Source organism: Aeromicrobium sp. Leaf291, from assembly GCF_001423365.1.
GTDB lineage: Bacteria > Actinomycetota > Actinomycetes > Propionibacteriales > Nocardioidaceae > Aeromicrobium.
On the sequence record NZ_LMNM01000001.1, the window covers coordinates 767,879 to 794,232 of the forward strand.

Consider the following 26,354-nt stretch of genomic DNA (forward strand, 5'->3'; position numbering starts at 1 on the left):
GCGCTCGTCGTCTGTGACGATGGACGACATGCTTCGCCACGCTCACCACCTGCTGTCCGTCGTCGTCTGCGCCGCTGCCCTGGCAGCCGCTCCGTCCGCGGCGCAGGCGGCCGCCGGGGGCGAGTGCGGGTCCGACGACGTCGTCGTGGTGGTCGAGCCCGCGACGCTCGACGGTGATCGGCTCGTCCGCTGCGCCACGGACCTCGCCGGCGACGCCACTGCCTACGACGCTCTCCAGGCGGCCGGTCTCGACGTCGAGGAGACGCAGGGCTCCGCACCCTTCGTCTGCCGGATCGACGGTCGGCCCGACGCGGCCCAGGAGACGTGCGGCGCCTCGCTCTCCGGCGACGGGTACTGGGCCTTCCTCACCGCCGACGAGGGCGGCGAGTGGTCGTACGCCCAGACCGGCGTGCGCGACCACGACGTCGCGCCCGGTGAGTTCCTGGCCCTGCGGTACCAGCTGCTCGCGGACGGGGAGGACGTGACGGTCGAGACGCCGAGCACGCAGCAGACCCGCGCCGAGGCCGAGCTGGTCGCGACCCCGGGCGAGGCCGACGACGTGGCCACCTCCACCGGGAACGCCGTCGGGTGGGTCGAGGTCGTCGTCTTCGTCCTCGTGCTCGGCGTCCTCGTGGTCGGCGCCGTGGTCCTGGCACGCCGCCGTCGGCCCTGACGGTTCTCGCTGCCCGGCACACTGGGCCCATGCTCACGACACACCAGCCGGGCCACACGGTCCGCTTCGACTGGGGCCCGGTCGGCGGCCGCGCGATCTCCGAGGGGGCCGACGTCGCCGTCGTCGTCGACGTGCTGTCGTTCACCACGGCGCTGGGGGTGGCGGTGGAACGCGGCAGCGTGGTGGTGCCGTACCCGACCGGTCGCGCCGACGCGGCCGAGGTCGCGGCGCAGACCGGCGCGGTGCTGGCCGCCGACCGGGCCTCGGCGGGCCCGGACGAGCCCACGCTCTCGCCGGCGCGGCTGCTGCGGGTCCCGCTGCCGGGTCGTCTGGTGCTGCCGTCACCGAATGGGTCGGCCGTGGCGCACGCGCTCGCAGGCTCGGCCACCACGGTGGTGGGGGCAAGCCTGCGCAACGCGGCCGCCGTCGCTGCCTGGATCGCTCGGGAGCACGACGCCGACGACACGGTCGTGGCCGTGGTCGCCGCGGGGGAGCGGTGGAGCGACGGCTCGCTGCGACCCGCACTCGAGGACCTGTGGGGCGCCGGTGCAGTGCTCGCGGCGCTCGAGGACTTCGAGTGGCCGGGCCTGTCGCCGGAGGCTGCCGTCGCGGCCGACGCGTACCGGCTCGTGCAGGGGCGCGAGGCCGCCCACCTGACGGCCTGCGCGAGTGGCCAGGAGCTCGTCGCGGCTGGCTGGTCCGACGACGTCGGCGTGGCGGCCGAGGTTGGGGCCAGCAGCGTCGTGCCGGTGCTGAGCGACCGCGGTTTCGTCGCCGCGCCGTGAAAGTCGACGCATTCGGAAACTATTCATGACTTTGGTCCTGAATGCTCCCGTGAAATGCCCGCATTATTGGGTGCTGGACGATATGGTTCCGGCATGGCGAAAAAGACCGTGGAAAAGTTCTACTCCGACCTGAGTGGCGACGAGATCGACACCCCGGCCCCGACGGTGTCGTTCACGTTCGACGGAGTGGGCTACCAGGTCGACCTCACCGAGTCCGAGCGTCAGGCCTTCGCCGACGCCGTGGCTCCCTACATCGCCGTCGGTCGCCGCGCTGCCGGTCGCACCACCCGGACCTCCTCCTCGGGCGGCGGTTCCGGCGTCGACGCCAAGGCCGTGCGTGCCTGGGCCCAGGAGCAGGGCCTGGACGTCCCGGCCCGTGGCCGCGTCCCGTCCTCGCTCATCGAGGCCTACCAGTCCGCGAACTGAGCCGCCTCGGCTCCGTGACGTCCGGCCAGGACATGCGTCGTGCGAGGCGTCATCCAACGGTCAGGGCTTCTTCAGCAGCGCCCCGGTGTGCACGCCGCGAGCGGTGCGGACGGCGACGACGGCCCAGGCGCCGAGCAGGACGACGAACAGGGCGCCGGCTGCGACCTGGAGCACGTGGTTGCCGGTCAGCTGGGCGAGTCCGGAGGTGCCGGTGACCACGGTGCCGACCGGGAAGGTGAAGGACCACCAGGTCAGGCTGAATGGGAGTCCTACCTTGGCGGTGCGGGCGGTGAGGGTGATGGCGATCGCCAACCACAGCATCGCGAATCCCCACATGGGAATGCCGTAGACGAGGGCGAAGGCGTGGAACGCGGTGCCGTAGGGGCTGTCGAGCACGTCGGGGGTCACGTTGCCCAGGTGGTGGGCCGCGGTGATCGACTGACCGACGGGACCGAGGACGATCCAGAGGGTGGGCACGGCGCCGGCGGCTCCGATGCCGTGGCGCAGAAGCCGGTTCCAGATGAACGCGATCATGACGATGCTGCACATGAGAGTGAGGCCGAAGAACATGTAGCAGGCCAGCAGCATCGTCTGCTGGGCCTGGCCGGCCGGTAGGTGCGGGATGAGGGCAGCGCCGGTGGCGGCACTGACCATGGGCGGGACCACCGGCATGAGCCAGCCGCCGAAGGCGGAGTCCTCGTGGACCTCGTGCGAGGTGAAGGCGCGGATCGGCACCAGCACGGCCGTGGTGAGACCGAGCAGGGTCCCAGCGGTCCACAGCACCCAGTCCAGCGTCAGCGCGGCAGTCATGCCGATCAGGTGGTGTCCCACCAGCACTGCGCCGGCACCAACGGTCATGAGTCCCATCGCGGGCGCGCCGTAGAAGTGCGACATCACCGGATCGTCCAGGTGACCGCGAGCCACCTCGCCATGCAACGTCCAGTGGCCGACAGTCGCCACGACCACCACGACAAGCAGTAGGAGCGCGAGGACCCAGACGGTGGTGGCGAAGACCGTGATCCCGGGCACCGTGAAGGGCAGGGAGGCAGCGGCAACTGCGACGATGCCGGTCCCCATGACCGAGGCAAACCAGTTGGGTCCGATGAAGCCAAGAGCCGGAGCGCCCTCGAGCTCACGCAGCCAGCCCGTTCGGTCGAGGGTGCTGCGGGCAGGGTGCTCGCTAGTCGTCGTCAGGTGTGCGGTGGTCATGACTCCACAGTGGTCTCGATGCGGGGTTGCCGGTAGAACCCGTCACCCTGTGGCTCCACAGGGCAAACCTGTGGAGGGCGGGTATTCTTGGAAGATGCGCAACATCCCCGATCTGGCTGCTTTGCAGCTGCTGGTCGACGTGGCTACCCATGGCAGCATCGGCGCTGCGGGTCGAGCGAACGGCATCACGCAGCAATCGGCGTCCGAACGGCTCAGAGCCGTCGAGGCCCAGACGGGATTGACCCTCCTACGTCGTGCTGCCGGAGGATCGACGCTCACCGAGTCCGGTGTCCTCATGGTCGGCTGGGCCGCACGTCTGATTGATCTCGCGCACGAGATCGACGAGTCGATCGCGACCCTGCGCGACGACCGGGCCCACCAGCTGAGCATCGCGGCGAGCATGACCGTCGCCGAGCACCTGCTGCCGCTGTGGCTCGTGCGTCTTCGCCAGCAGCACGACACCGTCGTCAGCCTCACCGCCACCAACAGCGAGCACGTGCGGACGGCCGTGGCGGACGGTTCTGTCGACATCGGCTTCGTGGAGGACGGTGCCGACCCCGGTGACTTGGCGTCACTGGTCGTCGCTCGCGACGAGCTGGGCCTGTACTCGGCACCGCACGACCCGTGGGCCAAGCAGGACTCGCCGCTGGCGCCAGATGAGATCGTCACACGGCCTCTGACGTGGCGTGAGCAAGGGTCAGGCTCCCGGCGTGTCGTCGATGACGCGCTCGCAGGGCTCGGCTTGACCGCCATGGCGCCAGCCGTCGAGCTGACCACCACGTCCGGCATCCGATCGGCGGTCAGCGCCGGAAGCCCGCCAGCGTTCATGAGCCGGCGCTCGGTGCGCAGCGACGTGGAGGCGGGCCGGCTCGTCGAGGTGCCGATCACCGGGTTGGACCTTTCGCGCGACCTCACCGCGCTGTGGGTCGGCAGCGGCCGCCCGCCCGCCGGTCCGGTCCGCGATCTGCTGGCGATCGCCACGAAGGTTCGCACGAGATGAGCACCGATCGCCGGTCGCGAGTCGACGAGCCGCACGTCTTCGCGCTCAATGCGCTGGTCCGTGCGTGGCGCGCGGTGGGCGACGAACAGCGGTTCGTCCCGTGGTTCGACCCGGACGGTCCTGGCGTGAACGCGAGGATCCTGGTGCTGATGGAGTCGCCCGGCCCTCGCACCGTCGCCGCGGGTGACCTCGGGTTCAGCACCGAGGACAACGACGACCCGACGGCGGCCGCACTCCGTTCCGCGCGAGTTTCTGCGGGCATGGCCCGTGACGGGTATCTGCGGTGGAACGTGGTGCCGTGGCCGACCTACGACGCTGCCGGCCACCGCCGCCCTCCGCTGGTACGAGATCTTGAAGAGGCGCGTCCGGCGCTGGCCGCGCTGTGGGCGGCTCTGCCCGACCTCCAGGTCGTCGTCGCCGTCGGGACACCAGCCCTCCAAGGTGTCATGCGGCTGATGACGATCGACGAGACTGCCCGAGTCGTGCCCGCGCTGGGCGCACCGCATCCGTCACCACGCAACGCCCACGCTCGCGCAGAAGCCTTCAATCGACTGCGTGTGGCTCTTGAACGAGCCCAGGAGATCGCGACCTCCTGAGAGCGTGAAGATCGTGACTCACGTCCGCCGCCGACCTGTCGCACTCGTTCGGCGCGCAGGCTGTCGTTGCGCCCCAGGGCTGATGCTGCGGCAATGTCATCTCGCGGTACGACCACGAGGGTAGGGACACCCAACTGGGTTCGCGCTGCGCTGATTGCCGCCGTCGTCGGTGGTATCGCGGCCATGCACGGCCTGCTGCTCGGTGTCGACCAAGGCAGATCTCGATCAGAAAGTGGACGACCCGGAGAGCCTGACGAGCCGGTTCGCGAGACTGCTGGACGAGGAGTAGGCGCCGTGCATTTTCAGTGCGGACTGCGCCAATCCCATCCACCAGGCTGCGGCGTCGAGCAGGCCAAGGGAACTGCGGTTGGACGACCCATCGCGTTGTGCGGCCGATGTCTTCACGCGGACGCATCGGCGACGTTGAATCAAACCTGATGGCCGTACACATCGCAGAGCTCTCCGCTCTATCGGAGCGGTGCCGAGGGATCGGCGGAGGAGGTCTGGCCGAGTTCGTCGGCGATGACGTGGTCCGAAGCCTTGACTGGCCCGAGGATGTCGTGGAGCAGTGGCTGTACGACTTCGCCAGTTTGGCACCGTTTCAGGTTGGCTACGGCGATCTGGACTTGACGACCGTCGCTTGGAGGGACGAACTCGTGCCGGCGAGTGAGTTCCTTGAGATGTCGACGGGCCCAACCGACCAAGGGCTCATCGAGGAATTCGCAGGAAACCCCGATCACTGGTCTGAAGTCCGTAAACACCTCGGAGTTCCACAACACTGGGAGTCCCACGGAACTTGGCTGCGGCGCCCGCTGCTCATCGACCGTGCGCTTCTCCACACCGGTGGGATTGGACTGCAGGTCATAGAGGGGCGCACGCGGGTAGGGGTTCTGCGGGGCTTCATGGCGCGCGGGCGTCCGGTCGCGCCTAATCATGCTGCTTGGGTGGCACGCCGACGGATGATGTGACTCCAACCGTGGGACTCGACCGGGACCGGCTTCGGCGCCATTGGTTGGAGTAAGCACCCCAAGGGGTGCTCCTGGCGGAGGATAGGGGATTCGAACCCCTGAGAGCTTTCACTCAACCCGCTTTCCAAGCGAGCGCACTAGGCCACTATGCGAATCCTCCGCCGACGAGCGTACCCGTCGCATCCCGCTTGGAACCCACCGGGTCGGCCCCCGTATGCTGGCTGCAGCCCCTCGCGTGGCGCTATCTCACCCAATCCCCCAGGGCCGGAAGGCAGCAAGGGTCAGTGGGCTCTAGTGGGTGCGCGAGGGGTCCTTCATGTCCGTGGGGCTTCCTCAGGCCCACGCCACGGTCAGGGGTCTTCGGCAAGGATGGGGTCGTGCTCGACGACCTCGCACCTCAGCGGCGGCGCACCCTGCTGGCGGGGGCGGCGCTGCTCGTGGCCGTGGTGCTGGTCGCCGTCGGCATCGGGGTCGTCCGCACGCTCGACGCCACGGACCCCGCGCCGCAGGACGAGCTCGGACCCGTGCTGCTGGTCTCCGGGTACGGCGGGCGCGTGGCGTCCCTCGACCCCCTGCGAGACGCGCTCCGGTCGGCCGGCCGCGACGTCGAGGTGCTCGAGCCTGAGGGCGACGGTAGGGGAGACCTGCGCGCCCAGGCGGCCGCACTCGGCCGCTCGGTGGACGCGGCCCTCGAGCGCACGGGCGCGGACTCGGTCGACGTCGTCGGCTACTCCGCAGGCGGTGTCGTGGCCCGGTTGTGGGTGCGCGACCAGGGCGGGGCGGACGTGGCTCGACGGGTGCTGACGATCGGCTCGCCCCACCACGGCACCGACGTCGCCGCGCTGGCGGTCGAGATCGCGGGCAGCTGCCCCACCGCGTGCGAGCAGCTCGTGCCCGACAGCGACCTGCTGCGTGGCCTGAACGCCGGTGACGAGACGCCGGACGGACCCGAGTGGGTCACGCTGCGGTCCGACGCCGACCGGGTGGTCGTCCCCACGGACTCCGCGATGCTCGACGGCGCTCTCAACCTGCGGGTGCAACGGCTGTGCCCCGGCTCGACGACCCCGCACCGCGCGCTTCCCGGTGACGCCGCGGTGCTCGCGACGGTGGCCTCGGTGCTCGGTCGGGACGCCGCCCGCGCGCCGACCGACGTCAGCTGTTGACGTCCTTGCTGCCGAAGTTGGCCCAGGCCGCCCCGAGGAACACCACGAGGTAGGCGGCCTGAGCGGCGACGCCCCGCACCACCTCGGTCCACCGGATGGGGTCGCGGAACAGGTCGACGAACGCCAGCCAGTACCGGGTCGGCAGGTACGGCTGCAGCACGTCGGCGGCCTCGAGCCCGAGGAGCACCGTCGAGCCGATGAGCACCGCCACAGTCCCGAGCGCGGCGGTCAGCGCGGACTCCACGATCGTGGAGAGCAGCAGCGCGAGGGCGGCCACGCCCAGCATCATCCACGTCACGTAGCCGAGCGCCAGGACCGTCCGCTGGATCATCTCCGCCTGGCTGAGCGTGGAGCCGGAGACGCTGGTGACCGTGCCGCTGGGATCTCCGTCGCCGAGCAGCAGCCGTCCGAGGACGTAGGCGACGACCGCCACGACCAGCACGGCCACGAGCACGAAGGCCACGACGCTCACCAGCTTCGCCACCAGCAGCCTGGTGCGGCCCACGGGGCGGACGAGCAGGTAGCGCAGCGTGCCCGTCTGCGACTCGCCGGCGATGGCGTCACCGGCCACGACCGCCACCGCGACCGGCAGGAACAGCGGGAGCACGATGCCCAGGGCAGCAAGGGGGAAGAGCGTGCCGTCGCTCAGGACGGCGGAGAGGAACGGTGGCCCGGTGCCGGGACGGGGTCCCAGCTGCGTGGTCGCGAGCAGCACCGCCACGAGCGCGGGCAGGGCGTTCAGCATCGCGATGACCACCCAGGTGCGCCGACGCCGCAGCATCGCTGCCAGCTCGACCCGGATCATGACGCCTCGCTCGCGCGCAGCACGACGTCCTCCAGGCTGACGCGCAGCGGCCCCACGGAGTCGACGCGGACGCCGGCGGACACCAGTCGTGCGTTCACCCGGGCCGGATCGTCGGAGACCACCACCAGGCGCTCGCCGGCGGACGACTCCACGGCCTCGCCCAGGAGCGCGACCGCCCGCTCGACGTCGCGCGTGCCGACCACGACGCGTCCGCTTGGGGCCACGAGGCTCTCCAGCTGGTCCTGCAGCACCAGTCGGCCGCGGTCGAGCACCCCCACGCGGGTGCACATCTGCTCGATCTCGCTCATGAGGTGGCTGGACAGGAAGATCGTGGTGCCCTCGCCGTTCAGCGCCAGCAGCAGCTCGCGGATCTCGCGGATCCCTTGCGGGTCGAGTCCGTTGGTGGGCTCGTCGAGCACCAGCAGCCGCGGCCGACGCAGCAACGCGCCGGCCAGGCCGAGGCGTTGGCGCATGCCGAGCGAGTACGCACGCACGGGCCGACGGTCGGCGGGGTCCAGCCCCACCTGCTCGAGCACCTCCCCGATGCGACCGGACCGTCCACGTCGCCGCGCGTCGGGCCCGGCGGCGTCGAAGGTGGCGAGGTTCCTGCGTCCCGACAGGTGCGGGTAGGCGCCGGGTCCCTCCACCAGGGCGCCGACGCGCGGGAGGACCGACGCGGCCGACGCAGGCATCGCCTCGCCGAGCACCTCGGCCTCCCCGGAGGTGGGCAGGACGAGGCCCAGCAGCATCCGCACCGTCGTGGTCTTGCCGGAGCCGTTGGCCCCGAGGAACCCGTAGACGTCGCCCTCTCGCACGTCGAGGTCGATGCCGTCGACCGCCGGAACGCCGCGGTAGCGCTTCGTCAGCGCTCGGGTCCTGATCATCGCCGCCCCACCTGCTCGCCCAGCTCGGCCGTGGCGTCCGCAAGCACCTCGGGCGTCACGGTCCCGGCCAGCAGGAAGGTGCCCCGACCACGGCCACCCTCGGTGAGCAGCACGGACAGCGGCCCGATCTCCAGGGAGGTGCCGACGTCGGTGCGCACGGCCGACGAGGCGCTCAGCTGCTCGCGCACCTGGCCGGCGAGACCGCGGCGGAGCGGCACCGCCACGAGGGCGGTGGGCCCGCGGCCGTAGACGCCGACGGCTCCGAGCTCGTCAGGTTCGCCGCGGCGCTCGAGCCCGGCGACTGTCTCGGGGAGCACGAACGGTGCGAAGGCGTTGGCGCCCGCCGCGACGTCGATCGCGTCGCGAAAGCCCACGCGGGCGCCCGGGGGAGCGGTGAACGTGGTCGTGCCGGGGTCGGGGGTCGACGGGTCGAACCGGGTGACGGCGGTGGAAACCACGGGCAGGTCCGAGGCGGTGCCGACCACGTCGACGCGCAGCGCCAGACCGGTCTCGGCGTCCGCCCAGACGTCGACGTGCGCGATGGTCGACTGCTCGTCGGCCGGCTCCAGCCTCAGGCCGGGTGCCGACCGCCCCGCCACTCGTCGTTCCGGCAGGCGGGACAGCTCGGCGGCGTCGGCCCCGGCGAGCAGGCGCCGGGCCAGCTGTGACGGCACGAGGTCGGAGGCGTCGGGCAGGCGGACGGTGGCGTACGGGGACGAGGTGGCGCGCTCGGACTCGAAGCGCCAGGTGGTGAGCAGGTCACCCTCGCGCACCAGGTCGGTCTCGCCACTCGCGCGGACGCGGTCGACGCGCCACTGCTCGTCCGACCGCCACCAGACGCGCAGGGTGCTGGTGTCGCCCAGCAGGTCGGCGACCCCGGCGAACGAGTCGGTCTCGGGGATCTGCAGCGTGCCGCGGCTGCGCACCTCGCCCGACCACCCCAGGTCGCGTGACGCGACGACCCGCTCGAGCAGCCGTTCCGCCGAGACGTCGGTGGCCTCGGCCGGGAGCAGGCGGGGGAGCACCGGCGCGGCGGCCAGCAGGGCCGACACCAGTGCCACGAGCAGCCAGCGTCGGGCGGAGGACTTCATCTCCTGACCACGGTACGAGGTGGGACCCCGCCTCGCCGGGTGGAGCTGGGTGGATCCCGGGGCCGTCGAGTGCGTCGGTGGCGCGCTGCGGCCACGGGCGGCCCCCGACGCACGACAGCCGCACGCGGCGCCGGAAAAGGATCTGCGCCACGTGCGGCTGGATCGTGGGTCGAGCCGCGCCTCGCCCGTCAGCCGATGGGGTCGACGACGCCGTGGTCGGCCACCGTGCGGGCCAGCGTGAGCAGGTGCTCCGAGCCGTCGCCGAGCGTGTGGTCGATCGCGGTCAGACGGCTCGTGTAGTGGCCGACGGAGTACTCCGCGGTCATGCCGATGCCGCCGTGCAGCTGGATCGCCTCCTGGCCGATGTGGCGGCCGGCGCGCGAGACCTGCAGCTTGGCACGCGCCGCCGCCTCGAGGACCCGGTCCGGGTCGTCCTGGAGCACGAGCGTGGCCCACGTGACGGTGCTGCGGACCAGCTCGGCCGACACGTACAGGTCGGCCGCCCGGAACGTGAGCGCCTGGAACGTGTTGAGCGGGACGCCGAACTGCTTGCGCGTCTTGAGGTACTCCGTCGTGGTCCGCAGGGCCACGTCCATGGCGCCCACGGCCTCGTGGCTCAGGGCGATCTGCCCACGGGCGACGTTCCGGGCCACGACGTCGGAGACGTCGGCGGCCGGGTCGCCCAGGGGCGTGGCCGTGGCGCCGTCGAGCGAGACGCGCGCCGCGCGACCGCCGTCGTGCGTGCGATAGCCGATCCGGTCCACGCCACCGACCGAGGGGTCGACGAGGAACACGCCGACGCCGGCGTCGGTGCGGGCCGTGACGACCAGCAGGTCGGCGCGCTCGCCGTGCAGCACCGGCTCCTTGACGCCCGTGAGCGTCCACGTGCCGTCGGAGTCGGCGGCCACGACGGCGTCGCCGACGTCGTGGTGGGCGAAGGAGAGCACCAGGGCGCCCTCGGCCACGCGGCCGATGACGTCGGCGCGCTGCTCGGCCGAGCCGAGGTCGGCCACCAGGCCGGCGGCCAGGATCGTCTCGAGGTACGGCTCGGGCGCGAGCACGCGTCCGATCTCCTCGGCCACGATCGCGACCTCCACGGGTCCGGCGCCGAAGCCGCCGTCCTCCTCGGAGAACGGCAGTCCGAGCGCGCCGAGCTCGGCGAGCTGCTGCCAGGTCTTCTCGGAGAAACCGGGGTCGGTCTTGGTGACCTCGCGGCGGGTCTCCGACGAGTCGTAGGTCTTGCTCAGCAGGCCGCGCACCGCGTCACGCAGGGCGGTCTGCTCGGAGTCGAGGGTGAAGTCCATGGCTGCCTCACAGTCCCAGGATGGTCTTGGCGATGATCTGACGCTGCACCTCGTTGGAGCCGCCGTAGATCGACGCCTTCCGGAAGTTGAGGTACTGCGGGGTGCTGACGCGGGCCCAGTCGGGCACGTCGGAGCCGTCTCCGGCGCCGGACGCGAGCGAGAGCGGGCCGGCGAGGTCGACGTAGAGCTCGGTGACGGCCTGCTGCAGCTCGGTGCCGCGCAGCTTGAGCACCGACGACGCCGGGTGCGGCTTGCCGTCGGCGGAGTGGGCCACGACGCGCAGCGCCGTCAGCTCGAGGGCGAGCAGCTCGTTCTCCAGGTCCGCGACGCGGGTGGCGAGCAGCAGGTCGGAGTCGAGGCGGTCGCCCGCGATCTCCTTCGCCGCGGCCAGCCAGCGCTTCGTGGAGCCGACGGGTGCCACGCCGACGCGCTCGTTGCCGAGCAGGAACTTGGCGTAGTCCCAGCCGCGGTTCTCCTCGCCTACGAGGTTCTCGGCCGGCACGCGCACGTCCTCGAAGAAGACCTCGTTGACCTCGTGGCCGCCGTCGATGAGCTCGATGGGACGCACGGTCAGGCCGGGCGACGTCATGTCGATGAGCAGGAACGAGATCCCCTGCTGCTTCTTGGGGGCGTCGGGATCGGTACGCACGAGCGTGAAGATCCAGTCGCCGTACTGGCCGAGCGTGGTCCACGTCTTCTGCCCGTTGACGACGTACTCGTCGCCCTCACGACGGGCCGTGGTGCGCAGCGAGGCGAGGTCGGAGCCGGCGTCGGGCTCGGAGAAGCCCTGCGACCACCAGATGTCGAGGTTGGCGGTGGCCGGGAGGAACCGCTCCTTGATCTCCTGGGAGCCGAAGGCCGCGATGACCGGGCCGACCATCGACGCATTGAACGCCAGCGGCGTGGGGACGCAGGCCAGCTGCATCTCCTCGTGCCAGATGTGGCGCTGCAGCGGGGTCCAGTCCTTGCCGCCCCACTCGACGGGCCAGTTCGGCACGGCGAGACCGGCGGCGTTCAGCGTCTGCTGCGCCTCGACGATCTGCTCCTTGCTGAGCTCGCGCCGGGCGGCGACGGTGTCGCGGATGTGCTGCGGGACCTGGGTGGTGAAGAACGTGCGCATCTCCTCGCGGAATGCGGCGTCCTCCTCGGACAGACGAAGCTTCATGGGGACTCTCCGGGTGGGTAAGCGCTTGCTTAATCGTCACGATACGCGCTGCACCCGACACCCTGCCAGGTGCCGGGTCCCACGGCTCGACGAACGAGGGCCCCCGGGCCCGGCTCCCTCAGCCCTTCTGGCGGCGCGCGGCGGCAGCGCGCAGGGGCCCGACGAGGCGGGGTCCGGCCAGTCGACGCTCGAGCCGACGCGCCTCCCGCCCGAGCGGCTGGGCTACGTACTGGCCGAGCAGCACACCGGACGCGAGCGCCACGGCGACGCCGCCGGCGGTGATCATCCAGAGCAGGCCGAGCAGGTTCTCGCCCGCCAGCAGCGACAGGGCCCGGAAGATGGACAGACCCGGCAGCAGCGGCACGATGCACGAGACGACCACCACGAGCGGCGGCACCCGGAACCGGCGGGCCACGGAGTAGCCCACGAAGCCGACGGCGAACGCGGCCACGCCCGCGGCGGCCGGCCGGCCGACGTCGGCCTGGGTGAGTGCGGCGTAGGCGCCCGACGTGACGGCGGCGAGCAGACCGATGGGCACCACGATGCGCTTGGGCGAGTAGGCCGAGAGGGCGAAGGCCGCGGCGGTCACGCCGGCCCCCGCCATCACCTGGGGCAGCTGCGAGAGTCCGGACGCCCCCGGGTCCAGGGCGAAGTCGACCCCCAGCCACTCGCCGACCTGCAGACCGGCGGAGACGCCGACGATGATGCCGACGGTCGCGATCATCACCTCCATGATCCGGGCGTTGGCGGTGATCGAGAAGCCGGTGAGCGCGTCCTGGATGGCACCGATGAAGCCGAGTCCGGCGAGCAGCATGATGATCGCCGCCGTCACGACCAGGGACGGGTTGACCTCGGCGGGCGTCGCGGCCACGGCCACCGCGATGAGCGTGGCCAGGAGCGCTCCGGCCACCTGGGAGTAGAAGAAGGGCAGCCGCAGACGTTCGATCCGTCGCTGCAGGACCTCGATCGCGGCGCCGGCGACACCGGCCACGGCGAGCACGATCCAGTCGCCGCCCAGCAGGAGAGCCACGCCCGCACCGGTGAGGCCCCAGCTGGCGGTGATCGCCCAACGCGGCCGGGGGTGGCCGGTGGAGGCGATCCGAGCCACGCGCGACGCGGCCTCCTCGCGGTCGATCTCGCCGGTGAGCAGCGCGTTGACGAGCAGGTCGACGGCGGTCAGGTCGGCGTAGTCGACCTCGCGGTGGGTCACGTGCCGGCGCATGACGATCGGCAGGTCGTCCACGCTCTCCTGGTGGCTCAGCGTGAGCGACGTGAAGGTCACGTCGACCAAGGTCTGCCGCAGTCCGAGGTGATGGGTCACCGAGGCCATCGTGGCGGTCACGTCGGCCGCACCCGCACCGTTGGACAGCAGCATCTCGCCGATCCTCAGGGCGAGGTCGAGCGTGCGCTGCACGTCCTTGGAGTCCGTCATGAGCACCATGGTGCCGGGTGGTGCGGAGGCCCTGCGCGGGTGGCCAGGTCGTTCACGCGGCCGGCCGGGGCCCGCCTCGGTATCCTCCCTCCAGGAGGATCCTCACATGGCGGAACAGGTGGACGACGGGCTCGACGACCGGCTTGCGGCGATGGCCCGCGAGCTGGCGACGCAGCCCACCGCGGAGCGCACCGCCGAGCGGCTGACGTCGCTGGCGCTCGAGCTGGTCCGCGGCGCCTCCGACGCGGGTGTCTCGCTGGTCCGTGCGCGGGGCCGGATCGAGACCGTGGCCCCCACCAGCGAGCTCGTGGCGCGGGCCGACGACCTGCAGCACCGGCTCCACGAGGGTCCGTGCGTCGATGCGCTGGACGCCGACGAGATCGACGCCCCCGACCTCACGAGCGACGAGCGCTGGCCGCGCTGGCGTCCCGAGGTGGTCGAGGCCGGTGTGCGGGCGATGTTCTGCGTACAGCTGAACCTCGACGACCGCGGCCTCGGTGCCCTGAACCTCTACGGCTCCTCGGTCGACGCGTTCGACGAGGCCGACCGCGAGGCAGCGCGTCACCTCGCGAGCCACGCCGCGATCGCCATCGCCTCGTCGCAGGAACGGGCGTCGCTGCAGGAGGCCCTCGCCAGTCGCACCGTGATCGGCCAGGCGGAGGGCATCCTCATGGAGCGCTTCGGCGTCGACGCCGACCAGGCCTTCGCGGTGCTCGTGCGGTACTCACAGCACCACAACGTGAAGCTGGCGCAGGTGGCGCGCGACCTGGTCCACACGCGGAGCCTGCCCGGGATCGACTGAGCGTCAGGCCTGCGAGGTCACCTCGTCCGGGAGGTCGCCCTCCTCGACCAGCCGACGCGCGACGTCGCGAAGCTTGACGTTGCGGTGCTGCGAGTGGCGGACGAGCACCTGGAAGGCGGCGTCGACCGTCAGTCCGTAGCGCTCCACGAGCACGCCGACGGCGATGCCGATGTCGCCACGCGCGTCGAGGGCGCGGCGCAACCCGTCGCGATCGTGGGCGACGCCGAGCGCGACCGAGGCGAGTCCTCCCAGCTCGGTGGCGCGCAGGCACGCCTCGTCGTCGAACGCGTCGGGGTCCTCGGCGTAGAGGTCGAGGCGGCCGGGCTCGCCGCTGCGGCTGGACAACGGCACCACGACGACCGACCGGTGGCCCAGCATCGCCACGTCGCGACCCCAGTCGCGCCAGCGCGGATCGCTGGCGGTGTCACGGACGTGGACGTGGCCGACGGGCCCGGCGTCGGCGAGCGAGGAACCGGCTCCTGGGCCTCCCGGGAGACGGAGCGCCTGCATCGCCTGGGGTGACGTCGCCGCGAGCGCCGGTCGGCCCGAGGCCGACGGCACCGTCACGGCGGCGGCGTCGCACGGGACCACGGCGAGCGCGAGCGAGGCGATGCGGTGCGCCACCGACTCGGTGGGCGGTGGCTGGACGCGAAAGGTCGAGGACGCCGAGGGGCCTTGCCCGGCGGTCGTGGAGCCCGAGGCCTCGGGCGAGGACGGCGACGGGGGTGGATCAGGACGGGTCAGCGCGACCACCTCCTGGTGCGTGAGGTCGTCGGCTGCTGCTCAACCGAGGGGTAGCGAACCACACCGGTGTGGTCCGACCCACGCCGGGTCAGTCCTCGTCGATGAGACCCTCGCGCCGCGCCTCGCGGACGATGCGTCGGAGGTTGTCCAGTCGTCCGCAGTCCGCGTCGATCTGCTCGTTGCGCTCCGTCGCGAAGGCCTCGCCGAGCTTCGCGAGGACCTCGGGACCGAGCTCCTCGCGCGCCGGGTTGAGGATGGTCAGCTCCTCCTCGGTGAGATGGTGGCTGACGAGTCGGGTCAGCTCCTCGACGGCGTCGTCGAACTTCTGCGTGTCGGTGGCGGCGCACTCCATGACCGCGAGCAGGGCCTCGTTGCCCTCGGCGTGCTCGTGCTCGCCGTGGTCGGCCTCGTGGGCGTCCACGGCCCGCCGCTTCTTGAGCTGCGGGTACACGTGGCGCTCCTCGGCCTCGGCGTGGGCGACGTGCAAGGCCGAGAACGCCTGACGCACGGCGTCGCGGTCCGACGCGGTGCTGCGCAGCTGGCGCAGCAGGTCCTCGAAGCGGCGGTGGTCGTCGAGGATCAGCTCGATGACGTCGCCCGAGACGGGGCGGCCCAGGTCGATGGTGGTGGAGGAGGTCATGGCGCGAGCGTAGGCACGCGCGATCGGTCGCGCACGTCGGCGCATGACCCGCCCGGTCCTGGGTACATCGCGCCCATGACGACCCGAATCGGACTGGAACAGGGCCGACGATCGGCCCTGGTGCTGAGCATCGCTCATGCCGAGGACGTGGCACACCTGCGGGACCTCGAGGACGACCCCGCCACGGACGCCGTGCTGTGCCTGGTGCCGGCCGCTGTCGAGCCGGACGCCGAGGTGCAGTCCCTCTGGCACCGCGTGGCGGAGCGCCGCTTCGTCGTGGTGCTGCGGTACTCCACGGGGCCCGACGCCCACGCTCGTCGCGCGGGCGGGGAGCTGGCCGCTCCCGGCGTCCTGGCCGCCATCTCCCGGGTGGCGGCGTGGACGACCGCGCAGGACGCGCCGGGTCTGCGGCTCATGGTCCTGGAGCCCGCCACGCCCGACGGCGCGAGCGCGGTCCTCGAGGACGAGCCCGAGATGCAAGGTCTGACGATCCACGCGAACGTCGACGTGTGCACGACAACGGAAGGAATCACCATGACCATCGCTCCTGACGACCCGTTCGCCGTACCCCAGCCGGACGCGGACCCCGCATCCGACCCGGGAGCCGAGCCCGACGTGCAGCCGATCGAGCCCGACGATCCGGACGACGTGCCCGAGGTCCCCCTCGAGCCGACGCCGGCCCCCGACGAGACGGGGATCCGATGAGTGACGGCTTCCCCGCCCAGCAGCAGGACCCGCCCGGCAGCACGGCGGCCATGGACCCCACGCCCGACCACGGCGAGGACTCCTACGTCGGCCACGGCCGCCTGGAGGGCAAGGTCGCCCTGGTGACGGGCGGAGACTCCGGCATCGGCCGCGCCGTCGCCATCGCCTACGCCCGCGAGGGCGCCGACGTCGCCTTCACGCACCTGCCCGACGAGGGCGACGACGCGGCCGAGACCGGCCGCCTGGTCGCCGAGGCGGGCCGCCGCGTCCTGGCGCTCGAGGCCGACCTGCGCGACCGCGCGGCGTGCGACGACGTGGTCGCCCAGACCGTCGGAGAGCTCGGCGGTCTCGACGTGCTGGTGAACAACGCCGGCTACCAGATGGCGCGCGAGGAGGGCATCGAGGCGCTGACCGACGAGAACCTCGACCGTGTGCTGAAGACCAACCTCTACGCCGCGTTCTGGCTGACCCGTGCGGCGGTGCCGCACCTGCGTGAGCGCGGGGGCAACGTCATCAACAACACGTCGATCCAGGCCTACGAGCCGTCGACGTCGTTGCTGGACTACGCCTCGACCAAGGCGGCGCTCAACAACCTGACGGTGAACCTGGCCGCCGAGCTCGGGGCCGACGGCATCCGCGTGAACGCAGTAGCACCCGGACCCATCTGGACGCCGCTGCAGCCCGCCACCCAGCCGGCCGAGAAGATCGAGCAGTTCGGCTCCGACACCCCGCTGGGGCGCGCGGGTCAGCCCGCCGAGGTGGCTCCCGCCTTCGTGTTCCTGGCGTCGGAGCGTGACGCGAGCTACGTGTCCGGCACGGTGCTGGGCGTGACCGGTGGCAAGCCCGTCTTCTGACCGGGCGCTGCCACCATCGAACGAGAGAACCGAACGACGACAGGAGGTGCGCCATGCCGGCAGGCAAGGACGCGCGCGACGAACCGTCGCTGAAGAACCCCGAGATGTACGAGTCGCTCCGCGACGACGGAGCCTCGAAGGAGAAGGCCGCCCGGATCTCCAACGCGGCCGCGCGCGACGGCGAGAAGACCGTCGGCCAGCGCGGGGGAGAGTCCGGGTCGTACGAGGACTGGACGGTCGACGACCTGCGCGGCCGGGCCAAGGAGCTCGGCCTCGAGGGCTACTCGGACCTGCGCAAGGACGAGCTGATCGAGAAGCTGCGCAACCACTGAGGGACGCCGCCCACCCTGCGGGAGCGGGAACGGCTGGGAGACTGTCGGCATGACCGACGGAGAGTCCTCCAGCGCCGTTCCCGCCCCCGGGAGCGGGCCGCCATTACTGAGCGACCTCGCCGCCGCCGTCCTGGTGTTCGGATCGTCCGCCGCGGTGCTGGTGGTCGAGATCGTGGCGCTTCGTCTGCTCGCGCCCTACCTCGGCCTCACGCTCGAGACGTCGACCACGGTCATCGGCCTGGCCCTGGCGGCCATCGCGGCGGGCTCGTGGGCCGGCGGCAGGGCTGCCGACACGATCGACCCGCGCCGAGCCCTCGCGCCGCTGCTCGCGATCTCGGGCCTCGTCATCGCTGCCACGCCGTTCGCGGTGCGCAGCGTGGCCGATCCCGAGTCCGTGGGGCTGCTGTACCTGGTGGCGGCCGCGACGATCGTGGTGCCGGGCGCCCTGCTCTCGGCGGTGACGCCGATGGTGACCAAGCTGCTGCTGCGCACCCTCGACGAGACCGGGACGGTCGTCGGTCGGCTCTCGGGCATCGGCACCGTGGGGGCCATCGTCGGCACGGTGCTGACCGGATTCGTGCTCATCTCGCACGTGCGGGTGAGCGTGATCCTGGTCGGCCTGGGCGTGCTCCTGGCCGCGGCCGCCGCCGTGCTGGAGCTGCGTCTGCGCGGTCCGGGCTTCGGCCTGCTCGCCGTCGGCGGGGCGGTGCTCGTCGGTGGCACCGCGGCCCTGGCGCCCGGCGGCTGCGAGGTCGAGACCACCTACCACTGCGCGTCGGTGGAGCCCGGGGGATCCACCCCCGAGGGCCGCCTGCTCGTGCTCGACGGCCTGCGCCACTCCTTCGTGGACCTCTCCGACCCCGAGTACCTCGAGTTCGCCTATACCCGCGGCTACGCCGCCGTGATCGACGCGATGTTCCCGACGTCGGAGCCGCTGTCCGCGCACCACCTGGGCGCCGGTGGTGTGACGATGCCCCGGTGGCTGGCCTCGACTCGCCCGGGCACCACGAGCGTGGTCTCGGAGATCGACGGCGGCGTCGTGCAGCTCGACCGTGACGAGCTGGGGCTGGAGACCAGCGACGCCCTGCAGGTGCGGGTCGAGGACGCCCGGCTCGGCCTGCGCGACGTCGAGCCCGGCAGCCTCGACCTCGTGGTCGGTGACGCCTTCGGCGGCGTGAGCGTGCCGTGGCACCTGACCACCCGTGAGATGGCCGAGGAGGTGCACGAGGCCCTCGACGACGACGGCGTCTACGTGCTCAACGTGATCGACCACGGATCGCTGGACTTCGCCCGCGCCGAGGTGCGGACCGTCCAGGAGCGCTGGCCGCACGTGGCGGTGCTCGGCTGGCCCGCCGACGGCCCCGGACCGGGCGGCGGCAACATCGTGGTGGCGGCGTCGGAGCGACCGGTCGACGTCGACGCGGTGCGCGCCGGACTGGGTGAGCGCCAGGTGGGGTGGGAGGTCACCGACGGCGACGACCTCGACGCCTGGGTGGGCGACGCGGCCGAGCTGACGGACGACTACGCCCCGGTCGACCAGCTGCTCACCCCCTGACCTTTGCCGAGCGGGTCCTCGCTGCCGCCGGGCCGTCCCGTGCGGCTGTGCTCTCGCCTGATGCTGCGTCGCTGTGGCTGCGAGTCGGGGTGGTCTCCGACAGGGCCTCGACCGGAGCGGGGGTTCTCGGCCCGGCGGGTCTGCGGGTCGCGGCCACGATTCTCCATCTGCGCGTGATCCACGCAGGATTCTTCCTTCTCGTGGACCGTGCCTCGCGAAGGGAGAATCCTGGCGACGACCAGGGGCCCCGTAGGGGCAGGGGTTCTCCCTTGTCGTGGAACGGTCCACGAGAAGGGAGAATCCCTGCCCTGCCCTGCGCACTGTCGCGACCTCAGGGACCGCCGACCTCGGTGCGGGCGAGGTCAGGCCGCGACGTCACCCACCTCGCGACGCAGCCGCGCCAGCAGAGTCGACAGACGACGTGAGACCTGCATCTGGCTGATGCCGAGCCGGGTCGCGATCTCGCGCTGGGGCAGCTCGTCGACGAAGCGCCACGCGAGCAGGCGTCGCTCGTCGTCGGTCAGCGTGGTGCGCAACGACCGGACCGTGAGCCAGGCGTCGACCCGGGCGTACCCGTCCTCCGTGAGGGCCGCCGCTCCGATGCCGTCGTCCAGCGAGTCGGCCGTGAAGCAGCCGCCGGCGGCGAGCGCCTCGCGCACCTCGGCCACCGTGGCGCCGAGCTGTGCGGCGATCGCCTCGGGACGGTCGGTCCAGGATCCGCCGACGGAGGTCTCCGCCGCAATGCGCGCCTGCAGCTCCTGGAGACGACGTGGTGGGCGCACGCTCCAGGCGTGGTCGCGGAAGTACCGCTTGATCTCGCCGCGGATGGTGCTGGCCGCGTACGGCGCGAAGTCTCCGCGGTCGGCGTCGAAGCGCTCCGCCGCCTTGACGAGCGCGAGGCGGGCGACCTGGAGCAGGTCGTCGTCCTCGACGCCGCGGCCGCGGTAGAGGCGAGCCAGATGTGCCGCGAGTGGCAGATGATCCTGGATGAGCGAGCCCGTGCGCATGGTCTGAACCATGTCGACCTCCCGAGTCGGGGCGACGACGGCTGCTGCTCAACCTGCTTCCAGCCTGACCCGGGCGTCGACGATCCGCAACCCCGGCAGGATTCAGGTGCCCGGCTCCGGGTACGTCCCGCACGTGGACTCCCCAGGACAGACTGCCCCCGCCCCGACCGTGCGGACCGTGCCGTTCGGTCCCCTGTCGATCGACGTCGACGACACCGTGCTGCTGCCGCGACCATGGACGTACGCCCAGTCGCGATGGGCGGCCGAGCTGCTGACCTCCCTTCCCGAGGGTGACGTGCTCGAGCTGTGCTCCGGGGCCGGCCAGATCGGCCTCGCGGCGGTCCACGACACCGGACGCCGACTGGTGATGGTCGACGCGGCTCCCCGAGCCTGTGAGCTCGCTCGCGTGAACGCCGAGCGCGTGACCGAGGACGTGGAGGTCCGCGAAGGTCAGTTCGACGCCGTGCTCGGTGAGCACGAGCGGTTCGTCCTCGTGGTCGCGGATCCGCCGTGGGTGCCGACGCAGCGGGTGGGTGAGCATCCCGCCGACCCGCTCTGGGCGATCGACGGCGGGATCGACGGACTCGAGGTGGCCCGCCGATGCGTCCGGGTGGCGGCCAAGCACCTGGAGCCGACCGGACGGCTCCTCCTCCAGCTCGGCAGCCGGGAGCAGGTGGAGCTGCTGGAACGGCCCTTCACCTGGGTGGGCCTCGAGGTGGTCGAGGTGCGCGAGGAGGGGCAGGAGGGATCGAGCGGCGTGGTGGCGCTCGTGGCGCCCACGACCCGTTCGAGTTGAACGACCTCCCGAACCGTGGTTCCGTGGGGGACAGGTTGAGTCAGCAGCCGATCTCGTTCGACGAGAGGCATGTGCATGACCACCACCCTCCCCGCCCCCACCGCCAGCGCGGTCCAGGATCCCGACGTCGCCACTGGTGAGCGGCTGCGACGAGCGGCCGAGGCGCCCGCCGACCGACGTCGCGAGCTGCAGAACGATGTCGTGTCCGACTACATCCCCATGGCCGGCCGCCTGGCGCGCCGTTACCGCGGCCGCGGCATCGCCGACGACGACCTCGACCAGGTGGCGCGCCTCGGCCTCGTGAAGGCGATCCGCCGCTTCGACCCCGAACGCCGCTCCTTCGCCGCCTACGCCGTGCCCACGGTCCTGGGCGAGCTGCGACGACACTTCCGTGACCGCGGCTGGACCATCCGGCCGGTGCGCTCGCTCCAGGAGCTGCAGATGTCGGTGACGGCCGCCCGGGACGAGCTGCGCAGCACCGGCACGCACGAGCCGAGCGCCGAGGACGTCGCCGAGCGCCTCGGGATCGGCGTGGCCGAGGTCCGCGAGGCCGACGCCGCGCACGACGCCTTCGCGCCCCGGTCACTCGACGTGCCGTCGCCCGCCGACGGCACCTTCGCGCACGAGCGGATCGGAGCGCTCGATCCCGGGCACGAGGCGGTCGAGCGGCTCCAGACGGCGATGCCGGCGCTGCGCTCCCTCGACGAGCAGGACCGTCGGCTGCTGCACATGCGCTTCGTCGAGGACCGCACTCAGCGCGACATCGGCGCTGAGCTCGGGGTCTCGCAGATGCAGGTCTCGCGCCGGTTGACGGCGGTGCTGCAGCGGGTGCGCGAGCGCATCGGACCGCTCGACGGCTGACCCCTCGGCGAGGCGCCGGGTTCGTCGGTGCGTCGTCGAGGTGTGAGGCAGGCCGATCGCGGGTAGTCCTGGGACATGAGCACCTTCGGAAGCAGCCCCCAGTCCGGTCCCGGGACCAACGACCACGCACCGGTCGACCCCGCGACGTCGCCCGACACCGAGCCCGACGCCGACCTTCCCCCGACGGAGCCGTCGCTCGACGCCTCCGAGCTGGAGGACGACGAGGACGGTGGCGAGGAGGGCGACGACGCGTCGTCCTGACCTGGACGGGGCGGCCGGGGAGGGCGGACACCCACCCGGCCGCCGGTCAGCGCACGAGCGCCCGGGCCGCTGCCTGGGTGTGAGCCTGCTCGAGCCGGTCCTGCTGCGACTCGGCCTGGGCCACGAGGTCCTCCAGCTCCGCGCGGTCCAGCGCCGGGTGCACGTCGACGACCGACAGCAGCGCCTGCCACCCGGCGCGCTTGCCCGCGACGGCCGTGCGCATCGCCTCGAGCTCGACGAGGTCGGTCATGTCGGTCCGCTGCGTCAGGGAGCCGTTGGGCTTCAGGCGTCCGAGCCGCTCGCCGGCCTGGGCGGCGAGCGTGAGCGCCTTGGACTCGCCGACACCGAGGTCGTCGGCCATGCGGCGCAACCGGCGTCGCTCGTCCACGAGCTCGCCGTGGATCTCGCGCACCGTGTTCCCGATGTCGGGATCGAGCTGCGCGTCGGCGCTGCGGTCGAACAGGTCGATGCCTGCGGCCGAGCCGGCGAGGTGCGTGTGCACGTGGTGCGCGATCGGCGAGCCGCCCGGCACGATCGCGGAGATGGGGGAGGGCATGGGTGCTCCTTCGGGGCGGGCGTTGTCCCGCTCGTGGTCGAGGTCTGTGCCCAGCATGTACCCGCTCCCGGTCGGGCCATGCCACGCATGGTCTCGCGCCCGGCGGGTACGCGTCGGAGGACCACCACCGACGCAAGGAGGACGACCGTGAGAGCAGTGACGTGGCAGGGCCGACGCGACATCCAGGTGCACGACGTGCCGGACCCTCGCATCGAGGATCCGGGCGACGTCGTGCTGAAGGTGACGAGGACCGGCCTGTGCGGCTCCGACCTGCACCTGTACGAGGTGATGGGTCCCTTCATGAACACCGGTGACGTCCTGGGTCACGAGACGATGGGCGAGGTGGTGGAGGTCGGCGCCGGCATCACGAACCTCGCCGTCGGCGACCGCGTGGTGGTGCCGTTCCAGATCGCCTGCGGCGACTGCTTCATGTGTCGCAAGGGGCTGCAGACGCAGTGCGAGACCACGCAGGTGCGCTCGCACGGCACGGGAGCAGCCCTGTTCGGCTACAGCGAGCTGTACGGCAGCGTTCCTGGCGGTCAGGCCGAGTACCTGCGCGTGCCGCACGCGGACTACGGCGCCATCAAGGTGGGTCCCGACCTGCCCGACGAGCGCTACGTCTACCTGTCCGACGTGATGCCCACGGCGTGGCAGGCCGTCCGGTACGCCGACGTGCACGAGGGCGACACGCTCGCCGTCGTCGGCCTCGGCCCGATCGGCGACATGGCCGCCCGTCTCGCGCTGCACCAGGGCATCCGGGTCATCGGCATCGACCTGGTGCCCGAGCGGCTCGAGCGCGCCCGCGAGCGGGGCGTCGAGACCCTGCACGTGGAGGACGACGACGTGGTGCAGACGGTCTTCGAGCTCACGTCGGGTCGTGGCGCGGACGGCGTGATCGACGCCGTCGGCATGGAGGCGCACGGATCGCCGGCTCCGTCGGCCCTGCAGAAGGCCGTCGGCCTCCTTCCGGACGGCCTGGCGAAGCAGGCCATGACCTCGGCCAGCGTCGACCGGCTGGCCGCGCTGCACCTGTCCACCCAGCTGGTGCGCCGCGGCGGCACGGTCTCGCTGTCGGGCGTCTACACGGGCACGCACGACCCGATGCCCATGCAGCAGCTCTTCGACCGCCAGGTGACGCTGCGGATGGGACAGGCCAACGTGAAGAGGTGGGTCGACGACCTGATGCCGCTCGCGGAGCGCGCCGACGACCCGCTGGGCCTCGAGTCCTTCGCCACCCACCGGTTGTCGCTGGAGGACGCGCCGCGCGCGTACGACATCTTCCAGCGCAAGGACGACGGCGCCGTCAAGGTCGTCTTCGACCCCAGCCTCTGAGGGACGCGCGCGGCCGGCTCCCCCTCACGGGTGGGGGCCGGCCGCGGCACGTCGGGCGATCAGCTTGTGCGTCCCGTCGCACCAGGGGCCGCGCGCCGTGGCGTCGCAGCGGCACAGGGCGACCACCGGCCGCTGGGCCTGCACCGCCGTCCCGTCGGGCGCCACGACGAAGCCGAGGCCGCGCACCAGGCGAGGGCCGGCCTGCGCCCCGCGGATCATCGCCTCCCTGCGGTCGCTCATGCCGGCACCGGCGCACCGAGGAGGTCGACGGCGCAGCGCTCCTCGACGAAGACGCACACGAAGGCGCCGAACCCGACCTCGTCCTCGAGCTGCGGGTCCCCACCGGTCTCGAGCTCGCAGAGCGTGCGGGCCAGGTGCTCGTGCACCGCGTCCGCCTCGACGTGCTCGTCGTAGTAGAGCGCGACCGTCTCGTCGAAGCCGAGACGGCGCAGGCCGTGCACCATGTCGGCGCTCGGGAGCGAGCTGGTGGCCTCGAAGGCCGCCAGGTGGCCCAGGGCCGCGTGCCGCAGGCGTCGGTGCAGGCACAGCAGCGACATCGCGTTGCTGAGCGTCAACGTCTCCTCGGACGCGTCGTCGACGTAGGCGCCGTAGGTCGGGTCGAGCCCCGCCGCCTCCATCGCCTGCTCGAACAGGTGCGCGTGCAGCCGGTCCGCCTGCCCGTCGCCGAGCTCGTCGTACTGCAGCTCGGCCAGCCCGGCCTTCGCGGCGTTGCCGAGCCGCGGGAGCACGAAGCACTGCGGGTCGGCCTCCTTGAGGTGGTAGATGCTGCGCTGGACGAGGATGCGCCGGACGTCGTCGGCGTCGGCGCTCTCGCGGACGAATCGGGCGACGCCGGGGACGTCGCCGTCGGCCTCGACGAGGCCGGCGAGGTCGCGGGGGCCGGTGGAGGCCGCGAACGCCTCGCGCAGCCAGGCCTCGAGGTCACGACCCAGACGGTTGCGCAGCCTCAGCACCTCCGGCGACCACTCCAGGTCGGGGTCGACGCCGTCGAAGCCGCGGTACGCGAGCTCGTACAGCGTCCAGAGCGCTAGGGCGTGGTCACGGGTGGTCGGTGCCGGTGCGTCCAGGAGGTCGGGGAGCGGGCGCAGCATCGTCAGGTGGTCGTGCACGGCCTGGCTGACCGGGCCGCACGGCGTGGGGATCCTCATGACCCTGACGTACCCCGGGTAGGTGCCGCGACACGTGAGGTTTGACTCCGTGCTCGCCGGGTACGTGAGAGGTGGGTGACGCGGTCCCGGCCCGCCTCACGCAGTGCGGGGCCGGGCCGCGCCGCCCCTGTTCCGCACAGCCGGCCTCGACGAACGACGCCTCTGGGGTGGGCCCGGTCCTCTAGAGTCTCCTCGGACCCCGAGGAGGCACGATGAGCGACTGGCAGCCCGACATGCTGGGCGAGGGCTACGAGCAGCGCACGTTCGAGCTGGGCGACGACCCCGACGGCCAGGGCGAGGTGTTCGCCACGCTCGTGCGACGCACCTGGACCGGATCCGTGCCCGCGGAGCGAGCCGTCCTCTACGTCCACGGGTTCAGCGACTACTTCTTCCAGAAGGAGCTCGCGGAGTTCTTCGTCGACCGGGGCTTCGCGTTCTACGCCCTCGACCTGCGCAAGTGCGGCCGCTCGCGTCGGGAGGGCCAGACGGCTCACCACGTCACCGACCTCGCCCTCTACGACGCCGAGCTGGACCGTGCTCTGGCCGTGGTGCGCGAGGAGGTGCCCGGGGGTCCGGTGCTGCTGTCGGGCCACTCCACGGGAGGGCTCGTGCTGCCGCTGTGGCTCCACCGTCTCAACCAGCGTACCGGGGGCTCGCGCGGCGCGGGCATCAGCGGGCTGGTGCTCAACAGCCCATGGTTCGACCTGCAGGGCAAGCCGTGGATGCGGACGGTGGGCACGCTCGCCATCCGTGGCGTCGGACGGATCAAGCCGTTCGACGTGATGAAGCTGCCGCCGACCGACGCGTACGGCAGCAGCCTGCACGTCAGCGGACACGGCGAGTGGGACTACGACACCGTGCTCAAGCCGCTCGACGGCTTCCGCGTCACCTACGGGTGGCTCGGTGCGGTCCGGGCCGGACACGCGCGTCTGCACCGCGGCCTCGACGTCGGCGTGCCGTCGCTGGTGCTGCGCTCGGACAAGACCCGGTTCGCCCGCTCGTGGAGCGAGCAGGTCGACCGCGCCGACGCGGTGCTCGACGTCAAGCAGATCGCTCGGTGGGTCGGCTGCCTCGGCGACGCCGTGACGTCGTTGCCGATCCCCGACGCCCGCCACGACGTCTTCCTCTCGCTGAAGGAGCCGCGGGAGGCCGCCTACGACGCCGTCGACGCCTGGCTGCGAGCCACCGCGATCGTGTCGTCTGCGGGGGACGCCCCGGTGGGGTAGACCTGTCCCCGTG

Annotated in this window: 30 protein-coding genes, 1 tRNA gene and 1 other RNA gene; 18 read left to right on the top strand and 14 right to left on the bottom strand. The window is 72.1% G+C overall.

Annotated elements, in window-relative coordinates; all coding sequences use genetic code 11:
• Window positions 1–28 precede the first annotated feature (28 nt).
• The 3 genes from ASF35_RS03840 to ASF35_RS03850 all read left to right on the top strand — a co-directional run bounded on the left by ASF35_RS03840 (window position 29) and on the right by ASF35_RS03850 (window position 1,884).
• Complete coding sequence (locus ASF35_RS03840; RefSeq protein WP_156367949.1) at window positions 29–673, top strand: hypothetical protein; 645 nt, start codon at window positions 29–31, stop codon at window positions 671–673.
• A 29-nt stretch (window positions 674–702) separates the two neighbouring features.
• Entirely contained in the window at window positions 703–1,458 is a 756-nt protein-coding gene (locus tag ASF35_RS03845; RefSeq protein ID WP_055963042.1) for a 2-phosphosulfolactate phosphatase, read from the top strand.
• Between the two features lie 93 nt (window positions 1,459–1,551).
• Window positions 1,552–1,884: an Lsr2 family protein gene (locus ASF35_RS03850; protein WP_156364880.1), complete on the top strand. Its 333-nt coding sequence runs from the start codon at window positions 1,552–1,554 to the stop codon at window positions 1,882–1,884.
• Between the two features lie 60 nt (window positions 1,885–1,944).
• Here ASF35_RS03850 and ASF35_RS03855 read toward each other — a convergent pair whose 3' ends face one another.
• Window positions 1,945–3,093: a TDT family transporter gene (locus ASF35_RS03855; RefSeq protein ID WP_055963046.1), complete on the bottom strand. Its 1,149-nt coding sequence runs from the start codon at window positions 3,091–3,093 to the stop codon at window positions 1,945–1,947.
• A 94-nt stretch (window positions 3,094–3,187) separates the two neighbouring features.
• Between ASF35_RS03855 and ASF35_RS03860 the strand changes: the two genes are divergently transcribed.
• The 3 genes from ASF35_RS03860 to ASF35_RS03870 all read left to right on the top strand — a co-directional run bounded on the left by ASF35_RS03860 (window position 3,188) and on the right by ASF35_RS03870 (window position 5,657).
• Window positions 3,188–4,093, top strand: coding sequence for a LysR family transcriptional regulator (locus tag ASF35_RS03860; RefSeq protein WP_055963049.1), 906 nt, complete (start codon window positions 3,188–3,190; stop codon window positions 4,091–4,093).
• Window positions 4,090–4,689, top strand: coding sequence for a uracil-DNA glycosylase family protein (locus tag ASF35_RS03865; protein ID WP_055963053.1), 600 nt, complete (start codon window positions 4,090–4,092; stop codon window positions 4,687–4,689). Before ASF35_RS03860 ends, ASF35_RS03865 begins: the two co-directional genes overlap by 4 nt.
• 437 nt (window positions 4,690–5,126) lie before the next feature.
• Window positions 5,127–5,657 (top strand): hypothetical protein, encoded by a 531-nt coding sequence (locus ASF35_RS03870; RefSeq protein WP_055963057.1) that lies wholly within the window; start codon window positions 5,127–5,129, stop codon window positions 5,655–5,657.
• A gap of 72 nt (window positions 5,658–5,729) precedes the next feature.
• Here ASF35_RS03870 and ASF35_RS03875 read toward each other — a convergent pair.
• Window positions 5,730–5,817, bottom strand: a tRNA-Ser gene (locus ASF35_RS03875).
• Between the two features lie 62 nt (window positions 5,818–5,879).
• On the opposite strand from ASF35_RS03875, the gene ffs reads away from it, so the two are divergent.
• Window positions 5,880–5,975: signal recognition particle sRNA small type (ffs, locus tag ASF35_RS17630), an RNA gene on the top strand.
• A 59-nt stretch (window positions 5,976–6,034) separates the two neighbouring features.
• Window positions 6,035–6,820: a triacylglycerol lipase gene (locus ASF35_RS03880; RefSeq protein WP_055963060.1), complete on the top strand. Its 786-nt coding sequence runs from the start codon at window positions 6,035–6,037 to the stop codon at window positions 6,818–6,820.
• Here ASF35_RS03880 and ASF35_RS03885 read toward each other — a convergent pair.
• The 6 genes from ASF35_RS03885 to ASF35_RS03910 form a co-directional block, all read right to left on the bottom strand.
• Entirely contained in the window at window positions 6,810–7,625 is an 816-nt protein-coding gene (locus tag ASF35_RS03885) for an ABC transporter permease (RefSeq protein ID WP_055963063.1), read from the bottom strand. The two genes, ASF35_RS03880 and ASF35_RS03885, sit on opposite strands and share 11 nt — an antisense overlap.
• Window positions 7,622–8,509 carry an ABC transporter ATP-binding protein gene (locus ASF35_RS03890; protein WP_055963066.1) on the bottom strand — a complete coding sequence of 296 codons (888 nt, stop codon included), beginning with the start codon at window positions 8,507–8,509 and terminating at the stop codon, window positions 7,622–7,624. Before ASF35_RS03890 ends, ASF35_RS03885 begins: the two co-directional genes overlap by 4 nt.
• A complete protein-coding gene (locus ASF35_RS03895; RefSeq protein WP_055963070.1) occupies window positions 8,506–9,600 on the bottom strand; it encodes a sigma-E factor regulatory protein RseB domain-containing protein in 1,095 nt (364 codons plus the stop codon). The genes ASF35_RS03890 and ASF35_RS03895 overlap by 4 nt, the downstream gene beginning before the upstream one ends.
• Before the next feature lie 188 nt (window positions 9,601–9,788).
• The gene (locus ASF35_RS03900; RefSeq protein WP_055963073.1) at window positions 9,789–10,904 is read right to left on the bottom strand and encodes an acyl-CoA dehydrogenase family protein; all 1,116 of its coding nucleotides are present in this window, start codon (window positions 10,902–10,904) and stop codon (window positions 9,789–9,791) included.
• 7 nt (window positions 10,905–10,911) lie between these two features.
• Window positions 10,912–12,069, bottom strand: a complete 1,158-nt coding sequence (locus ASF35_RS03905) for an acyl-CoA dehydrogenase family protein (RefSeq protein WP_055963076.1) — start codon at window positions 12,067–12,069, stop codon at window positions 10,912–10,914.
• 118 nt (window positions 12,070–12,187) lie between these two features.
• Window positions 12,188–13,501 (bottom strand): threonine/serine exporter ThrE family protein, encoded by a 1,314-nt coding sequence (locus ASF35_RS03910; protein WP_055963079.1) that lies wholly within the window; start codon window positions 13,499–13,501, stop codon window positions 12,188–12,190.
• Window positions 13,502–13,607: 106 nt separating this feature from the next.
• Here ASF35_RS03910 and ASF35_RS03915 point away from each other — a divergent pair, with 106 nt between their 5' ends.
• Window positions 13,608–14,303, top strand: coding sequence for a GAF and ANTAR domain-containing protein (locus ASF35_RS03915; RefSeq protein ID WP_055963082.1), 696 nt, complete (start codon window positions 13,608–13,610; stop codon window positions 14,301–14,303).
• A 3-nt stretch (window positions 14,304–14,306) separates the two neighbouring features.
• Here ASF35_RS03915 and ASF35_RS03920 read toward each other — a convergent pair whose 3' ends face one another.
• Both ASF35_RS03920 and ASF35_RS03925 read right to left on the bottom strand, forming a co-directional pair.
• Complete coding sequence (locus ASF35_RS03920; protein WP_055963085.1) at window positions 14,307–14,927, bottom strand: GAF and ANTAR domain-containing protein; 621 nt, start codon at window positions 14,925–14,927, stop codon at window positions 14,307–14,309.
• A gap of 208 nt (window positions 14,928–15,135) precedes the next feature.
• On the bottom strand, window positions 15,136–15,687 hold the full coding sequence (locus ASF35_RS03925; RefSeq protein ID WP_055966146.1) for a hemerythrin domain-containing protein: 552 nt from the start codon (window positions 15,685–15,687) through the stop codon (window positions 15,136–15,138).
• Window positions 15,688–15,762: 75 nt separating this feature from the next.
• Between ASF35_RS03925 and ASF35_RS03930 the strand changes: the two genes are divergently transcribed.
• The 4 genes from ASF35_RS03930 to ASF35_RS03945 are packed head-to-tail and all read left to right on the top strand — an operon-like array spanning window position 15,763 to window position 19,133.
• Complete coding sequence (locus ASF35_RS03930; RefSeq protein WP_156367950.1) at window positions 15,763–16,392, top strand: hypothetical protein; 630 nt, start codon at window positions 15,763–15,765, stop codon at window positions 16,390–16,392.
• Window positions 16,389–17,246 carry a glucose 1-dehydrogenase gene (locus ASF35_RS03935; protein ID WP_055963092.1) on the top strand — a complete coding sequence of 286 codons (858 nt, stop codon included), beginning with the start codon at window positions 16,389–16,391 and terminating at the stop codon, window positions 17,244–17,246. The genes ASF35_RS03930 and ASF35_RS03935 overlap by 4 nt, the downstream gene beginning before the upstream one ends.
• 53 nt (window positions 17,247–17,299) lie before the next feature.
• Window positions 17,300–17,578, top strand: coding sequence for a Rho termination factor N-terminal domain-containing protein (locus ASF35_RS03940; protein WP_055963095.1), 279 nt, complete (start codon window positions 17,300–17,302; stop codon window positions 17,576–17,578).
• 49 nt (window positions 17,579–17,627) lie between these two features.
• A complete protein-coding gene (locus ASF35_RS03945) occupies window positions 17,628–19,133 on the top strand; it encodes a fused MFS/spermidine synthase (RefSeq protein WP_055963098.1) in 1,506 nt (501 codons plus the stop codon).
• A gap of 362 nt (window positions 19,134–19,495) precedes the next feature.
• On the opposite strand, the gene ASF35_RS03950 is transcribed toward ASF35_RS03945, so the two are convergent.
• Window positions 19,496–20,152 carry a sigma-70 family RNA polymerase sigma factor gene (locus ASF35_RS03950; RefSeq protein WP_082495355.1) on the bottom strand — a complete coding sequence of 219 codons (657 nt, stop codon included), beginning with the start codon at window positions 20,150–20,152 and terminating at the stop codon, window positions 19,496–19,498.
• A gap of 166 nt (window positions 20,153–20,318) precedes the next feature.
• Here ASF35_RS03950 and ASF35_RS03955 point away from each other — a divergent pair, with 166 nt between their 5' ends.
• The 3 genes from ASF35_RS03955 (at window position 20,319) to ASF35_RS17955 (ending at window position 22,058) form a co-directional block, all read left to right on the top strand.
• The gene (locus ASF35_RS03955) at window positions 20,319–20,936 is read left to right on the top strand and encodes a class I SAM-dependent methyltransferase (protein ID WP_162239300.1); all 618 of its coding nucleotides are present in this window, start codon (window positions 20,319–20,321) and stop codon (window positions 20,934–20,936) included.
• 75 nt (window positions 20,937–21,011) lie between these two features.
• Complete coding sequence (locus tag ASF35_RS03960) at window positions 21,012–21,797, top strand: sigma-70 family RNA polymerase sigma factor (protein WP_056556420.1); 786 nt, start codon at window positions 21,012–21,014, stop codon at window positions 21,795–21,797.
• 75 nt (window positions 21,798–21,872) lie between these two features.
• Window positions 21,873–22,058, top strand: a complete 186-nt coding sequence (locus ASF35_RS17955) for a hypothetical protein (protein WP_055963107.1) — start codon at window positions 21,873–21,875, stop codon at window positions 22,056–22,058.
• A gap of 46 nt (window positions 22,059–22,104) precedes the next feature.
• Here the strand turns inward: ASF35_RS17955 and ASF35_RS17960 are convergent, their stop codons facing one another.
• Window positions 22,105–22,614 (bottom strand): hypothetical protein, encoded by a 510-nt coding sequence (locus ASF35_RS17960; protein WP_055963110.1) that lies wholly within the window; start codon window positions 22,612–22,614, stop codon window positions 22,105–22,107.
• Between the two features lie 147 nt (window positions 22,615–22,761).
• On the opposite strand from ASF35_RS17960, the gene ASF35_RS03975 reads away from it, so the two are divergent.
• On the top strand, window positions 22,762–23,946 hold the full coding sequence (locus ASF35_RS03975) for a zinc-dependent alcohol dehydrogenase (RefSeq protein ID WP_055963112.1): 1,185 nt from the start codon (window positions 22,762–22,764) through the stop codon (window positions 23,944–23,946).
• Between the two features lie 24 nt (window positions 23,947–23,970).
• Here ASF35_RS03975 and ASF35_RS03980 read toward each other — a convergent pair whose 3' ends face one another.
• Both ASF35_RS03980 and ASF35_RS03985 read right to left on the bottom strand, forming a co-directional pair.
• Window positions 23,971–24,186: a CDGSH iron-sulfur domain-containing protein gene (locus ASF35_RS03980; RefSeq protein WP_055963115.1), complete on the bottom strand. Its 216-nt coding sequence runs from the start codon at window positions 24,184–24,186 to the stop codon at window positions 23,971–23,973.
• A complete protein-coding gene (locus tag ASF35_RS03985; protein WP_055963118.1) occupies window positions 24,183–25,115 on the bottom strand; it encodes an iron-containing redox enzyme family protein in 933 nt (310 codons plus the stop codon). Before ASF35_RS03985 ends, ASF35_RS03980 begins: the two co-directional genes overlap by 4 nt.
• 212 nt (window positions 25,116–25,327) lie before the next feature.
• Here ASF35_RS03985 and ASF35_RS03990 point away from each other — a divergent pair, with 212 nt between their 5' ends.
• A complete protein-coding gene (locus ASF35_RS03990) occupies window positions 25,328–26,341 on the top strand; it encodes an alpha/beta hydrolase (RefSeq protein WP_055963121.1) in 1,014 nt (337 codons plus the stop codon).
• The last annotated feature ends 13 nt before the right edge of the window (window positions 26,342–26,354 follow it).